Raw genomic sequence first — 14,140 nt, forward strand, 5'->3', positions numbered from 1 at the left:
GAAAAGCACTTTGATGCGGGTTCGCGGCAGGTGAGCACCCTTTTAGGTCGGCGCGGTCTGAATGGGTGGGCGTACTGTCCAATGGCGTAAAAACAAACGCGACCGCATTGAGCGATCGCGTTTCTTTCCCCTCCGAAAAGGAGTCAAGCGCTAATTGGACTGAGTCCGAAGGCGATGAATCAGCGAGTGTTGCGGCGTCGATTGCGACGTACGCTTGTCATCATCAGGCCGGCTGCAAGCAGCGTGAGTGCGCCCGGCTCCGGCACGACGAAGACAAGATTGGCCTCGAACGATGCGGTCGAGGAAGAGCCGTTCGGATTGTGTTCGCCAGAGACAAGGATCTCTGAAAGTGCATAGCCGTAAATGGCATACTCCCCCGGCTCCAATTCCAACAAGGTTGCCGGGACGGACTGCGCGCTGGTACCGAAAACGTTGAGGCTTGCCAGGTAGGTGTTCGTGTCCTTGTTGACGAAGTCCAGTCCAGCGGAGGAAGAGTAGAGACCTTCGCCCTGGGTGAAAACCGCGGCGTCGAATGAATAGATTCCGGCTTCATCGATGGTGAATACGTATTGAAAACTTGACGACGACTGGGCGTCGCCGATGACGAAATTCACGGGCTGAATCGACGCGCTCGTCTGGCCGGCCACGTGGATTTCGAGGGTATCCATGGACGAAGCCTGAGTGGCGAGCGCGCTCGCGCTTTCCGGCAGAAGAGTCGGAGTCGCCTGGACGCTCGAATTGAACGGCAGGAAATCCGACGCGCTGTCAAAATCGCTCTGGTTGGCGAAGGACTCGGTGTTGATCGTGGCATCGACGGAAACTTCGCGGATCTGTGCCGACGAGATGATGGAAGCACTTGCGAATTGAGGTGACAAACCAGCGAGAAATACGGCGGATAATGCCGCGAGCGCGCGGCATCCTGCGATTCGTCCCATTTCCCTCTCCTCCTCCGTGGTGGACAATCGGCGGCTTTCCGCATAGCTGCGACCGCGTTGTCCGGCATTCCCATCCGGATATTCAGGGCGGTGCCTGTCGCCAACCCTGAATATGGGACGAATCCTAATAGCCGTCGAACGCAGTTCAAGAAAAAAATCTGTTATTTTGTTTCGGTTCGGCAACCACCTATTCGAGGCAGGATCGCATGAGGTCATTCCAAAATAAGACGAGGCCCCGCGTCATTTGACTCAGGGCCTCGCCACAGAATTTCAGATCCTATCGTGATTTCCGATCAGGCGTTTTTCGACTTTCGAATCCCGATCAGAAAGTTAGATCTACAGTCCCTCGCCATCGAGCAGGCTTTCGGCGACATCCAACATACCTTCGACGTACGGTGGGTTGTGAATACCCAGGCTGCCGTCGCCGACGATGTAGGCGTGGATGAATCGCACCTTTCGTACGGCCTCCGGGATTGCGTTCTGTCCGCCGCCAGCCGGTCCGCCTTCGGAAGTGTAATTCCAGCCGTTGTTTGGATAGACCGCCTCCATGCGATCGACGAGGGCGTCAAGCCGGGCCTGGATCTCGGCACGGTAGGTGCTGGCGCGATTCTCGATACTCTCTGCCGTTGTGTGGCACCCGGACGCGACGCAGCCTTCGAAGCTGACGGCGAAACTGTGTCCTGCAATCGCCGGTGCGTTCGCATCTTCGAAATCCTTGCGGTACATGTGGCACGTCGCGCACTGTTCAGGTGCCTCATAGTGCTTCGCGAGGCGACTGGGTGCCAGTGGCGTCACGATGCCATCGGAGTCGGGCATGGCCATTTCGCCGGTGTACACGTTTGCCTGAACGCTGTGGTGCGGGCCGCGGGAATTGTCCGCCCAAGTGCGTCCTCGGCCATGATGGCACTGGCCGCAGATATTGAACCGAGCTGCATTGGTGGTCGCGTCGATAGTATTGGTGGGCGTCGGGAAAGCGACCTCGGGGAAACGAAGCTGGAAGTCGCGGCCATCACCCGGATCGGGCGCATTACCGGTCCGCATGTGCGGATCGTGGCAGATTGCGCAGGTGATGCCGGTCTGCTGTGAGCGGGGCACACCCAGCAGGGCGTCATCGGCGACGGTTTCGTTATTGAGTATCGCCTTGTAGAAGAAATCGCCGGAGTGGCACTTTCCGCAACTGTTCAGGCTCGTGCCGTCTTCAAAGCGCGTCGCCAGTTCTTCATTCACAAGTGCGTGCTTTGATTCTTTCCATTCATCAAAGTTGGGATGGTGCGAACCTGTGTGGCAAGCGCCGCAGACGCTGGCCGAGATGTTCTTGGGCGGCCGGAGGGATGCGTCCTGGACATTCTCGACGTGGGCGCGGCCCGGACCGTGGCAGGCCTCGCAGCCGACGCCGGCAAGGTCATTGGTCGTCGCGCGACTGGCGAATCCGTCGGCGGATTTGTATCCGACGACGTGGCAGGGCAGGCATTGAGAATTCTCACCCTGCCCGATCGCTTCCAGCGTTTCCAATGCGCCGGCATGCAGCGTCTGGCTCCAGTTTGAGTGGACACTTGAATGGCACTGGGAACACCGCGTGGACCCGACGAACTGACCAGTGATTCCGCTGTTGCCGGTCGTTGGTTGGCTGGTCGGCGGTTGGATAAGAAACGGACATTCCATGCCCGTCTGGCCGAGGCTCAGGACGAGGAGTCCGAAACCTCCTAGGAACGCAATTCGGCTGTTTGTGAGTCGGGCCAATTGATGGGACATACCGCGGCTCTCCTAAAGAAATGATGACGTGGACCTTTTTCATTCGGCGTCCGGCAGGACGTGACAAGAACATGACACCTTCCATCGCTATCCGGTTGGCGCGAAGCCCGTTGAGTGGCTCAGCGCGGTGCCGCCGAGGTGTCCGTACCTGTGACGTCGATGCACGATGCCGCCGCAAATCACTAGCGGGTAGGCTAGCAAATAATGGACCAAAATCAACAGAATCATGCAGTACTTTGCCATAAATTTCCGGCATGCTCCGATTGTGGCGAGCCCATACGTTGAGAGGTGTGCCGCGTTCGCGACGCCATTGATCCGGAACCGAGGAAGATTCTGCAAGATGAGGAAAGTTCCCCAATAAACTTGTGGCTTCCATTTCACGATCGATGCGGTTGAAATGTGTATGACAACGGCTTGCCTCCGGCAGTGTGGCATCGTTTGATGGGCGTTGGCATGGACGGGCACGCAGGTTGCGATCGACTCGTCGGTCTGCTCGCGATGCGGTATCGTGTGCGGACGAGCACGAATTCGGTACTCAGAAAAGGATTGCTCCAGCTGCCGTGAAATCAGTACCAGATCAGTTCGGTATTCCCGCCGCGCGGATGACGCGAAATTCCGCTCCTTTGCGGACAGGTGTGCGGAGAATTGCACTGGTTATCATCATCGGACTTGCGGGGGCAGCCTCATCGATTGCGATCTGGCCCGCCCCGGTGCTCGCCGACGATCCGGACAACTGCCTGATGTGCCACCAGTTTCGCGGACTGGGACGCTTCGACGAAGCCGCGAATCAGGTTCACATCTATTTCACAAATCCCGATTACACGACACGTCGGCTTGGCCCGCATTCGCGTCTTGCTTGCACCGATTGCCATACAAGATCAGAGGTCGTCACGGTCCCGCATCAGACCGTATCCAAAGTCGATTGCACTCGGCAGTGTCACCTCGGCAGTTCCACCGGACTTGAACGAACGTTCAGTCATGCCAACGTCAGCGAGATGCTCAAGCAGAGTGCCCACACGCCGGAACTTCTCGGAAAGCTTGAGTTTGAGGGCGGTCCACTCCTGAATCGCGGACAGACGAATTGTTTGTATTGTCACGACGAGCCGCTGTTTCGTGAGCCGATCGAAGTCATGCCGCGCTTTCGCGAGCTGACCAATCGCGCGTTTGATCGATGCGATGTGTGCCACTCCGAGACCGTGCCGATCGACATCCAGTATTACCTGCGACATATCGCATCGCGGTTCGAGCCGGCCCGCAACACACTTGAGACCGCACAGGTCTGCTCGGTCTGCCATAGCGATCCGAAGATTCAGCAGGACTACAACCTGCCGGATTCGGTCACCAGCTTTGTTCGCAGCTTCCATGGAAAGGCCGCACTCCTCGGCGATCAGACCACGGCGAACTGCCTGTCATGCCATGTAAAGGCCGGCGAAAACGCCCATTTCATGCTCGGCCATCGAGACCCGCTCTCTTCGGTGAGTTCGGTCAACGTCGGCGATACGTGTCGAAGCACGGCCTGTCATCCGGGCGCCGACCAGCGAATTGCCGATGCCGCGGTGCATCTTGATCTACCAAAGGCGCATGGGTCGATTGAGTTCATCATTGCCGCGATTTTCATTGTGCTGACGGTGCTGACGTTCGGGCCGTCCGCCATGATCGTCGTGCTCGAACTCATTCATAACGTTCTGGGTCGAGAAGAGCACCACGATACGAAGAAAAAGGGCCTCGTGCTGGCGATTCTCAACCACCCCGAAGGGCGAGAGCGCCTGACACGGTTCAAGATCCGGCACCGCGTGTCACACTGGATCCTGACGATCCTCTTCACGCTGCTGGTGCTCACCGGCTTTCCGCTCAAGTTTGCCGAGACGGCGTGGGCGTCGGCGTTGATCGGCATGTTCGGCGGGTTGTCGATTGCACGACAGTTGCACCATTGGTCGGGCATTCTTCTGGTCGGCGGATTCATGCTTCACATGGTGGACGTCTTTATTGTCTTCCTGCTGAGGGCGAAATCCATCCCGCCGGCGACGGGACGGGGTCGATATCTCGAGGCGTGGGTTTCCATGCCGCTCTGGATTTCGATCAACGATGTCAGGAAGACAATCCAGCTCTTTGCCTATCTGCTGTTTCTCCGAAAGGATCGACCCACCTTCGGCCGCTTCAGCCCGCCGGAGAAGTTTGAGTATCTGGGCGTCTTCTGGGGAACAATGCTGCTCGGTGTGACCGGCGCGCTGCTCTGGGGCGAGCAGTACAGTTCGCGATTTCTCTCCGGCCGCGCGAGCAATATTGCAACCATTGCTCACACCTATGAGGCGTTTCTTGCGTTGATCCATGTCGGCATTCTTCACATCTACAACGTGATTCTGGCCCCGAAGGTGTTCCCGCTCTCGCTTGCCACCATCACCGGCGAAACACCGATCGCCAAGCTCGAAGAGGAGCATGGCGAGATGATTGACGAAATCGCCCGTGATCTTGGCGTGGAGGGTCAGAATGGCGGCGCCTAAGAAACAAAAGGTCTCGCTCAGGGCGAAGATGCTGCGGCTGGCCGCGATGATTCGGCGTGGCTGGAGAGTGGTTCTGTCCCTCCTGCCTCGCGCCTATTCGCTCGCGATACTGCTACTCGTCTGCTGGCTTACCTACCGCTCGGTGCGATACCTCGTGGTTTCCCTGCTCGTGCCGTCTTCGGTGCCGTCGCAGATTGCCGGGCTTCCGACGCGCCTGAACGAATCGATGCTTCGTACCGATCGAACCGCTTTTCCGGCGCTGGAAATGTCGGAGGTGCCGCGAACGCCGTTGTCACACTATCACCGGCTCGACGTGTGGTTCGAACCGGATCCGAAGAACGACTGTACGCGCTCGGGCTGTCATGCACCGTTGCCACACACCAAACGAAAGGAAGTTCGCGCGTTTCTGAACATGCACGCGACCAGTATTCACTGCGGCGTCTGTCATTTTGACAATCGCGAGACGCCGGTTTCGGTCGGCTGGTATGCGCTGGACACGGGTCAGCTGCGTGGGGCGCCGGCGATCCTTCAAGCATACGGGCTGTTGACTTCCCCGGAGCACGCGGCACGCGTCGAATCGCCCGATCCCGCGTTTCAGGGAGAACTGGCGAATCTTCTTGCAGCGGCGGCCAAAGAGGCAAATCATCCTTCGGCGCTCGGCGAATTGGCAGATCATGTGCGCGCGGTTCGGCCGGGCAGCAAGGCCTTTGCCCAACTATTGATTGCGGTGCGCGAGACCTTGCCAAAACACTTTCGGGGAGAATACGGCACCAAGCTGGCCGTCAGGTCGCCGTCCGGCGACGGACTGCTTCTGGGACATCCTCAGACTGATCGGTTTGTTGAGAGCTTCCTCCGTCGTCGAGACGCCATCCGCGAACCTGAGCGAAGCAATCTGCTCAAGCAGATCCATCCTTTGAAGCGGCCGGAGCCATTGACCTGTTCGGACTGTCATCGCGTGGAAGGCTCGCTGATCGACTTTCGTGCGGCCGGATATCCTGCAGCGCGGGCCGCGGCGCTGTATCATCCGATCGTGGCGCAGATGATCGAGAACATCAACAAAGGAACGCCATTCAAAATGCCGGAGTTTCTGTCGCCTCGAAGCGAGCCGCAGGCTCCGGGCGAGACCACGGATCGGAACAATCCCTCTCAGAACTGAATCACGCAGACGGTGCCGAAGAGCGCCCCATCAGCAATGGCTCAACGCGATCAGGACGATATCCGTTTTATGCACCGCGCCATCCGCCTCTCATTGCGCGGCCAGGGGCGCGTTGAGCCCAATCCGATGGTGGGCTGTGTCATCGTGCGCCGCGGCAAAATCGTCGGCGAAGGCTGGCACCAGCAGTTCGGCGGCCCTCATGCGGAGGTGAGGGCGCTGGCCCAGGCCGGTGCCGCCGCGCGGGGAGCGACGGCGTATGTGTCGCTCGAACCGTGCAGCCATTTCGGCAAGACGCCGCCCTGTGCCGATGCGCTCATTGCCGCTGGCATCGGGCGGGTGGTCGCCGCAGTGCGGGATCCAAATCCGCTCGTATCTGGAAAGGGCTTCGCGAAGCTGCGCCGTGCAGGCGTTCAGGTCGATTCCGGCCTGTGCAGGTCGGAAGCCTCGGATGTGCTCGCGCCGTTTCTGCTGCGGCAGCATTCGCACCGACCCTACTTTATTCTGAAATGGGCACAGTCCATTGACGGGAGGATCGCCACGCGCACCGGCGACTCGAAATGGATCACGTCGCTCGAGAGTCGCCGCAGAGCCCACGCACTGCGTGCCCGCGTCGATGCGATCGTCGTCGGAATTGGAACGATTCTCGCCGATGATCCGGAATTGACCGCGCGCTTCGTCAAGCCAAGGCGAATCGCGACGCGCGTCGTTATCGATCGTTACGCGCGAACGCCGTTGAATGCGCGGGTCGTGATCACGGCGTCCGTTACACCCACGATCATCGCCATCGGGCCGCGTCCGAGTCGGGACGCCCGCGCATTTGATCGCCGCGTCCACGCGCTCAAAAAGACGGGCTGCGCGCTTCGCCAGATCGCCGCGGTGGGCGATTTGCTCGATGTCCGCGCCCTCGCGGCCGATCTGCACTCAATCGGCTTCACGAACGTGATGGTGGAGGGCGGTGGGCGCGTACTGGGTTCATTCGTTGACGAAGGATTGGCGGACGAGGCGTGGATCTTTGTGGCTCCGATCCTGATCGGCGGCGTTCAGGCTGCGGGACCTTTGAATGGGTTGGGTCCCGCTCGAATTGCGGATGCATCCGCAAATCTGCGAATTCGCCGCCGCAATTCCGGGCGCGACCTGTGGTATAAAGTACTGTTTGACTTCGCGAAGTGAGCGCGCCCGTTAAGGCTCGTTGAAGTAGTAATCCCGCCCAGTTTTCCCGGTGATTGAATTTGCTTCTGAATCGCGGTGGTGACTGGCGATATTGTATTTGGCGGGGTATTTGTTTGCGAATTCAGAATCACGCATCGCCAGAAAACCCTGCAAACCGTCTCACAACTGTTTTTGACTTAGTATTGCTGGAGGTCTTACCGAATGATGTTTACATGCTTGAAGTCCCGGCAGGTCGCGGTCGCAATGTGCCTGATGCTCGGGTCACTCTCGTCACAGGTTTTCGCTGACCCGGCCGCTCCCCGATCGATCTACGAGATTCTGGCGAAGGCGCAGGACGCTGCTTCCGACCTGCGATCGCTGGCGTACGAGGCGGAGCTGTTCGGGGAAGGTCGCCTCGCCGGTGCGATGACCGGCTATGCCGGAAGTGTTCGGCTGCGATTCGGCGAAACACCGGGCCGATTGCACATCCGTATCGACGGTGAACGCCGCACGTCCAAGCTCAAGGAGCCGGCCGGATTCACTTTCGCTGACGACAGTCAAAATGCGTGCCTGCTTGATCGCAACGCTCGAACTTTCGCCAAAGGGATTTCTTCGGAGGGCCGCGTCCCCGAACGCGAGTCCATCCTGCCGATCAACTATCTCGGGAATTCAGCATACGAAAGCGAATTGCAGGCAGCCGCTTTGATCTATGGCGGTGTTGTCGAGTCCGACGGCGAACCCTGCGACGTGGTGGAAGTTCATTACGACGAGGCAGGACGTCGGCGCTCCAGGCTGTTCATCTCCCAGAGCGATCGAATTCTTCGCCGGATCGAACGACCCATTCTTGTGGACGCAGCCAAGTCGGATGATCAGGCGTTCAATGCGACGGTGGTGCTGGCGATCCGGAACGTGGTTCGAAATCCGCGCGTCGATGATTCACTGTTTCAACTGGACAAGCCGGAGGAATTTCGCAATACCCGATTCCAGATGCCGAGATTCGCTCCCCGGCCTCCGTCCGGCGGCAGCGGCTCGCGATCGACAGAGCCGGAGCAGCCGGCCGCGCGCCCGGCGCAGACCCCAACGAGTGATGCAGGAGCAGTCAAGTCTTCAGGCTGGACGCTCCGAAGCGCCAGCGGCGAAGACGTCACTCTCGGCAGCCTTCGCGGCAAGGTGGTGGTGCTCGATTTCTGGGCGACGTGGTGCTTCCCGTGCCGAATGGCCATGCCCTCCGTGCAGGAGATTCATGAGAAGTACCGAGGACGTCCGGTGGCCGTCTTTGGTGTGAATTGCATGGAGCGGGGTAACGGCGCGGACCCTCTTGCGGTTATTAAGGAAAAACACTGCACTTATGGTCAATTGCTGGACGGCAACAGCGTCGCGAATTTGTACGGCGTTAGGGCGCTGCCGACGTTTGTTGTGATCGGCAAGGATGGCCGCGTCATTATGAACAAGGCGGGGTTTGACGCCGCGGCGATCCAGTCCGCGATAGAGACGGGTCTGAGGGAGTAACCGGTCCCTTCGTCGGGGTTATGGCGTTTCCCCCGGCCCCGACGCAACCTACTTCCATATATCCCAAAGAATTGCGCCTTCGTGGGAACGCGCGCGCCGGATTTTACGTTATAAAACCTGGGTTCAGTTCCAGACCCTTGGTGGGTCAGAGCGCCCGCCGGCATCAGAGTTGAGCGGCGGGTTTTTTCAAACCTGGGGCGGATCGATTCGACCACCTCGAGGAGTCTTCAGTGAAGCGAGTAATGTTCCCATCAGTCGTCATGTCTCTAATCCTGCCGATCCAGGCTGCAACCGCTGGTCTCAAGGTTGGAGATCCTGCGCCGGTCTTAACCATTAAGCAGTGGGTCAAGGGCGAAGCATACGACCTGACGAAAGCGAAGTCGGGTGATGTAACCGTTGTGGAGTTCTGGGCGACGTGGTGCGGGCCGTGCGTCATGGGCATCCCGCACATCTCGGAGATGCAGGACCACTTCAAGAGCAAGGGTGTCACGTTTATTGGCGTGAGCGACGAGAAATCCGAGACGGTCGAAAAGTTTCTCAAGCGCGGCTTCGACTCCAAGATGCGCTATCGTGTTGCAATCGACGATGGGGGTAAAACCAACGCGGCGTGGATGAAGGCCGCCGGCCAAAACGGCATCCCCTGCGCGTTCGTCGTGAAAGACGGCAAGATCGCATGGATCGGCCACCCGATGGACGGCATGGACACGAAGGTCGCGGAACTCTGCGGCGACAAGGCCTACATCGAGCGGAAGGACAAGCTCGAAGCGATCGGCAAACGAATTCAGGAAAGCGCCGAGGCTGAGAAATGGGAAGATTTCCGGGCTGCAATGGAGGATTATCTGAAGCTCGATCCGACGAGCGTGCAGCACCAGATCGCGCTGTATCACGTGCTCCTGACCAAGCTCAAGAAGGCTGACGACGCCGCGGCGCATGGCAAGGCGTTTGTCTCCGGCACGGATGATGTTGATGGTCTCAATACCCTCGCCTGGGTCATCTCAAAGCACGGGGATTTCGAAGGCGTTCGGGATCTGTCACTCGCACTGAGCGCCGCGAAAAAGGCAATGACGATCACAAAAGAGGAATCCTCGGATGTCCTGGATACCTACGCCCTCGTGCTGGCTGAAAGCGGCAAGATTGACGAGGCCATCAAGGCCCAGCAGAAAGCCGTCGACAAATGTGACGACGGGGATGAGCGCATGAAGCGTGAGTTGACCGCGCGGTTGGAAGAGTACAAGAAGCAGCAGAAGGGCGGCTGATCAGGCAGCGGTGGATCACGCAACAATGCGCATGAAACACATTGAAATCCTCTTGCTCCAGTCATTGGTCATCGTCTGCGCGCCGTGCGCGGCGGCGCTGGCTCAGGACGAGCGGGCACTTGAGATACTGAAACTGGCGGATACCGCGACGCGCACGGTCAAGGCCTGCACATACGATGCGGAGTTCACCTGCGAAGGCGGCTTCGCGGACCGTTTGCCGCGGATTTCCGGCCGGTTCATGGCACGGGAGGAGCGTGTCGGCTTTCTGAAGAAGGTGTTCGGCGACGAAGTCGTTCGCACGCCGGCCATGAGGGCGACGGTGACGCTGACCCCCGTCGGAGGCAAGGAACCAGAAAAGCGGCTTGACGTCGCGACGGATGGTCGCGTGATCACTTTCATGGACCTGGGTGAGAAGCATTGGATGACCCAGGACGCACGAAGCGGCGATGTCCTGCTCGATACCGCCCGCCAGCTTTACATGCTCGAGTTCTTTCATCCGACGCCTTTCGCCGACGAGATTGGCGGCCTGGGGCAGGCCTACGAGGGACAGCAGGACGTCGGCGGAGTGAAGTGCGACGTCGTTTATGTAAAGTACAGGCAGATGGGGCTGGAGGCCCGCTGGTACTTCGGGGCGAACGACCACTTGCCGCGGCGTGTTGATCGGGTTTTTCCGCTCGGGATGATCACGGGTGTTCGTACCCTGTCTATCTCCAATTTGAATACGCGCCCTGAGATCCGCAGTTGTGATTTTCGGCCCGCTTGCCCCGAGAATTTCACCAAGCGGCAACTCTCACAAAGTCTGAATCGCGATTTGCTCGCACGAGGAACCCAGGCTCCGAATTGGGAGCTACCCACGTCCGACGGCCGGATGCTCAAGTTGTCGGATCTTCGCGGGCAGGTTGTCGTAATGAGTTTCTGGGCGACCTGGTGCGACTTCTGCAAGCAATCGATGCCTGCGGTTCAGAAGGTGCGAGATGCCTGCACGGATAAGCCGGTGAAGTTCATCGCGGTGCACTGCTGGGATCCCAATGGAGACCCGCTCGCGTTCCTCAAGGCGAGGAAACTCAGCTTTGATGCGGTCGTTCGAGGCGACAAGATTGCAGAGAGTTACAAGGTCTCCGGGCTGCCGACCTATTACGTAATCGATGCCGACGGAAAAATCATTTTCGGAGCTACCGGCGCCAATCAGCTTGCCGACCTCGCGAAAGTGATCGAAGGCGCGCTGGAGCAACACGGAAAGTGATTCGCCGGTCGATCAGTGAAGCGGGGGTCGTGACTCCTCACTGGGCTGCCCCCGCGATCCCCCCGAATAATCCGATCGCCGACAGGTGAAAATTCTTCCGCGCAATATACGGCCGTCAATCTCATCCGGGCGTTGAATCGCGCGGCATTTCACTGGGGTGATTTCCGTCGAGAATCCGAAGCCGCGCGCCGATTCAATGACGTCATCCGCGATCGCGCGGTTCTGATCCGCGAGGATCGCAGCGCCCCGGTGATGAAGGCACGACCGGAGCAAACCCAGCACGCCGATCTGATGATCCTTCTCGTACAAGACGTCCGCGCCGAGGATCATCCGAAAGACCGCAGGCGGGGGCTTTCGCCAGTCGACAGGCCGAACCTCGAATAGTTCGATGTCGTTAAGGTCCGCGCTGGCCTGAACGAATTGCAGCGCGTCGCGATCGTAGTCCGTAATCACCACCCGATGGCCGAACGCCGATAGCGCCAGCCCGGCCAGTCCCAGCCCCGCACCCAGCTCCAGGATCGGCTCCTCGTCTGCCGGATGATGTGCAATGACATACTCCGCAAGCATGACCGCGCCGGGCCACGGTGTGGACCAATAAGGCGAGTAGCCGTCCGCGCGGTTTCGCTTCACGTTGCCAGGCTCGGTGAACAGCGACCACGGATCGCGCGGACCGAGCAGTCGAAATGTTCGTCCGGCGATGGGTATCGGATATTCGATGGTGTCATAGCCTGCGATCTTCATAAGCTGTCGTTTCGAGCGAGGGGTGCCGCAGACCTTTTTGCATCGCGCGCCAGGCATAGTGTACCGCGGGGAGGGCACGCAACCGAACTGCCTGATTCCCGAAATGATTGACATCCTAACAAAATCCGAATATGATCCGCTGCCGATGCTCCGACGAGTCAACAATCCACGGAATCCTTATTTGAGCGAATCGCGTGAATGGCTGGAGCCTCCGCCAGCCGCGGAACTGGAAGTGTACGAGGAGTCGGCCAAATCGATTCTCTCGGAAAATGACAGCCCGGACATCCCGTTCCGCTGGTCGCTCAATCCCTATCGCGGCTGCCAGCATGCCTGCGCATACTGCTACGCTCGGACCACGCATGAGTATCTGGGCATGGGGGCCGGGACCGACTTCGACACGCGGCTTGTCGCCAAAATAAATGCGCCGGATTTGCTCCGGGCGGCCTTTTCGAAGCGCGGCTGGTCACGCGAATCCATCTGTTTCTCCGGCGTCACGGATTGCTACCAGCCGATCGAGGCGGTCTATCGACTCACACGCCGCTGCCTGGAGGTCTGTCTCGAGTTTCGAAATCCCGTATCGATCGTGACGAAAGGATGTCTCGTCCTCCGAGATCTCGAACTCCTGGTGGAATTGCAGCGCCAAGCCGGTGCAAGGCTGTATCAGAGCGTTGCCTTCGCGGACGATCGAATGGCAAGACTCATCGAACCGCAGGCTCCGCCGCCTTCAAAGCGTTTTGAGGTCATGGCAAGGTTGCGCGAAGCGGGAATCCCCGTTGGCGTTATGGTCGCGCCGATCATTCCGGGCCTGAATGACACGCAGGTTCCACAAATCCTGGAGGCTGCGGCTCGGTCGGGGGCTGCCTCCGCTGCCTACACGTCCTTGCGTTTGGCGCGGAATGTTGCTCCGGTTTTCCTTGATCGGATTCGCGAGTCGTTACCGCAGCGGGCCGATCGAATCGAGTCGAGGATTCGGGAAATGCGTTCGGGCCAGTTGAATGACCCGGCGTTCGGCGATCGAATGAGCGGCCGAGGCGTCTATTGGGAGAGTATTGAGCGCCTGTTTCGCGTTTCTGCGGAGAAGTACGGCCTCGCATTGCCTGGAGATCGCCCAAAGCAAGCCCAGACTAAATCGCGCGGTTCCGGAAACGAGCCGGGTCGAAGAGGCCGGCCGCGTCGGTCGCGAGGAAATGACAGGTCGCTTCCTCTGTTTCCGGATCACCTGGGACCACCGCCCAGTTGAAGTGAATGCAGCGCCATCAGCCCGCAGCGCCGCGATCAGATGGGCGAAAGATGCCGATCTATCGGCACTTTTCCTGCGGCACTGGCGCCGCATCCTTGCTACTTTGCGCGATTCAAAATAGGCGCGAACCCCAAAACCGAAAGAGGTTTATCGCGGTTTCGCAAGAGTTGCATGGGTGTCGTTGACGTGTCAATGGGCGTTACAGGACTCGAACCTGTGACCTCGTGGATGTCGACCACGCGCTCTAGCCAACTGAGCTAAACGCCCGATGAGACCGATCGCGTCGGCCAAATCGACAGACCAAGCAGTGTCCCGTGCGGACGCTCTTCTGTCAACCAGTCCGTTCGCCCCGGCGAGTTTTCTCGCGAGAATACTGGGTGCCGAATCCGTTCTGCGATCTCCATAGCCGCATGAAACGGCGATCCTCGCACGGCGCCAGATGCCCACCGGCGTCGGCTTGCGGAATTCAATGCGTACGTTGCCTCTTGCGGCGGCTTGACGGTTATCGCTCGATCGGTAACATAGATGATTCGTCGAGTGTTGCCCCCGGGCGTCGCTCGCGACCGCGCGACTAGCTCAATTGGCAGAGCAGCTGACTCTTAATCAGCGGGTTCGGGGTTCAAGTCCCTGGTCGCGCATCCGGCTAGAGCCATCTCCG

The 14,140-nt window shown here is 59.3% G+C and carries 10 protein-coding genes and 2 tRNA genes; 8 read left to right on the top strand and 4 right to left on the bottom strand.

Annotation, left to right across the window (positions count from 1 at the left end; translation table 11 throughout):
• Nucleotides 1-179: 179 nt before the first annotated feature.
• Entirely contained in the window at nucleotides 180-935 is a 756-nt protein-coding gene (locus tag KF841_09005; GenBank protein ID MBX3395495.1) for a PEP-CTERM sorting domain-containing protein, read from the bottom strand.
• A gap of 336 nt (nucleotides 936-1,271) precedes the next feature.
• Nucleotides 1,272-2,687, bottom strand: coding sequence for a hypothetical protein (locus KF841_09010; GenBank protein MBX3395496.1), 1,416 nt, complete (start codon nucleotides 2,685-2,687; stop codon nucleotides 1,272-1,274).
• Between the two features lie 560 nt (nucleotides 2,688-3,247).
• Between KF841_09010 and KF841_09015 the strand changes: the two genes are divergently transcribed.
• From KF841_09015 to KF841_09040, 6 genes are all read left to right on the top strand, one after another.
• On the top strand, nucleotides 3,248-5,188 hold the full coding sequence (locus KF841_09015) for a cytochrome b/b6 domain-containing protein (protein ID MBX3395497.1): 1,941 nt from the start codon (nucleotides 3,248-3,250) through the stop codon (nucleotides 5,186-5,188).
• The gene (locus tag KF841_09020) at nucleotides 5,175-6,344 is read left to right on the top strand and encodes a hypothetical protein (protein MBX3395498.1); all 1,170 of its coding nucleotides are present in this window, start codon (nucleotides 5,175-5,177) and stop codon (nucleotides 6,342-6,344) included. The genes KF841_09015 and KF841_09020 overlap by 14 nt, the downstream gene beginning before the upstream one ends.
• 69 nt (nucleotides 6,345-6,413) lie before the next feature.
• Complete coding sequence (gene ribD, locus KF841_09025) at nucleotides 6,414-7,514, top strand: bifunctional diaminohydroxyphosphoribosylaminopyrimidine deaminase/5-amino-6-(5-phosphoribosylamino)uracil reductase RibD (GenBank protein ID MBX3395499.1); 1,101 nt, start codon at nucleotides 6,414-6,416, stop codon at nucleotides 7,512-7,514.
• A 201-nt stretch (nucleotides 7,515-7,715) separates the two neighbouring features.
• Entirely contained in the window at nucleotides 7,716-9,002 is a 1,287-nt protein-coding gene (locus KF841_09030; protein MBX3395500.1) for a TlpA family protein disulfide reductase, read from the top strand.
• A 230-nt stretch (nucleotides 9,003-9,232) separates the two neighbouring features.
• On the top strand, nucleotides 9,233-10,258 hold the full coding sequence (locus KF841_09035) for a redoxin family protein (protein MBX3395501.1): 1,026 nt from the start codon (nucleotides 9,233-9,235) through the stop codon (nucleotides 10,256-10,258).
• 31 nt (nucleotides 10,259-10,289) lie between these two features.
• Nucleotides 10,290-11,501 (top strand): redoxin domain-containing protein, encoded by a 1,212-nt coding sequence (locus tag KF841_09040; protein MBX3395502.1) that lies wholly within the window; start codon nucleotides 10,290-10,292, stop codon nucleotides 11,499-11,501.
• A 12-nt stretch (nucleotides 11,502-11,513) separates the two neighbouring features.
• Here KF841_09040 and KF841_09045 read toward each other — a convergent pair whose 3' ends face one another.
• A complete protein-coding gene (locus tag KF841_09045; GenBank protein MBX3395503.1) occupies nucleotides 11,514-12,242 on the bottom strand; it encodes a hypothetical protein in 729 nt (242 codons plus the stop codon).
• A gap of 103 nt (nucleotides 12,243-12,345) precedes the next feature.
• On the opposite strand from KF841_09045, the gene KF841_09050 reads away from it, so the two are divergent.
• Nucleotides 12,346-13,482, top strand: coding sequence for a PA0069 family radical SAM protein (locus KF841_09050; GenBank protein MBX3395504.1), 1,137 nt, complete (start codon nucleotides 12,346-12,348; stop codon nucleotides 13,480-13,482).
• A gap of 193 nt (nucleotides 13,483-13,675) precedes the next feature.
• Here KF841_09050 and KF841_09055 read toward each other — a convergent pair.
• A tRNA-Val gene (locus tag KF841_09055) sits at nucleotides 13,676-13,749 on the bottom strand.
• 298 nt (nucleotides 13,750-14,047) lie between these two features.
• Between KF841_09055 and KF841_09060 the strand changes: the two genes are divergently transcribed.
• A tRNA-Lys gene (locus KF841_09060) sits at nucleotides 14,048-14,120 on the top strand.
• The last annotated feature ends 20 nt before the right edge of the window (nucleotides 14,121-14,140 follow it).

It is taken from the genome of Phycisphaerae bacterium, from assembly GCA_019636475.1.
Taxonomy (GTDB): Bacteria; Planctomycetota; Phycisphaerae; order UBA1845; family UTPLA1; genus JADJRI01.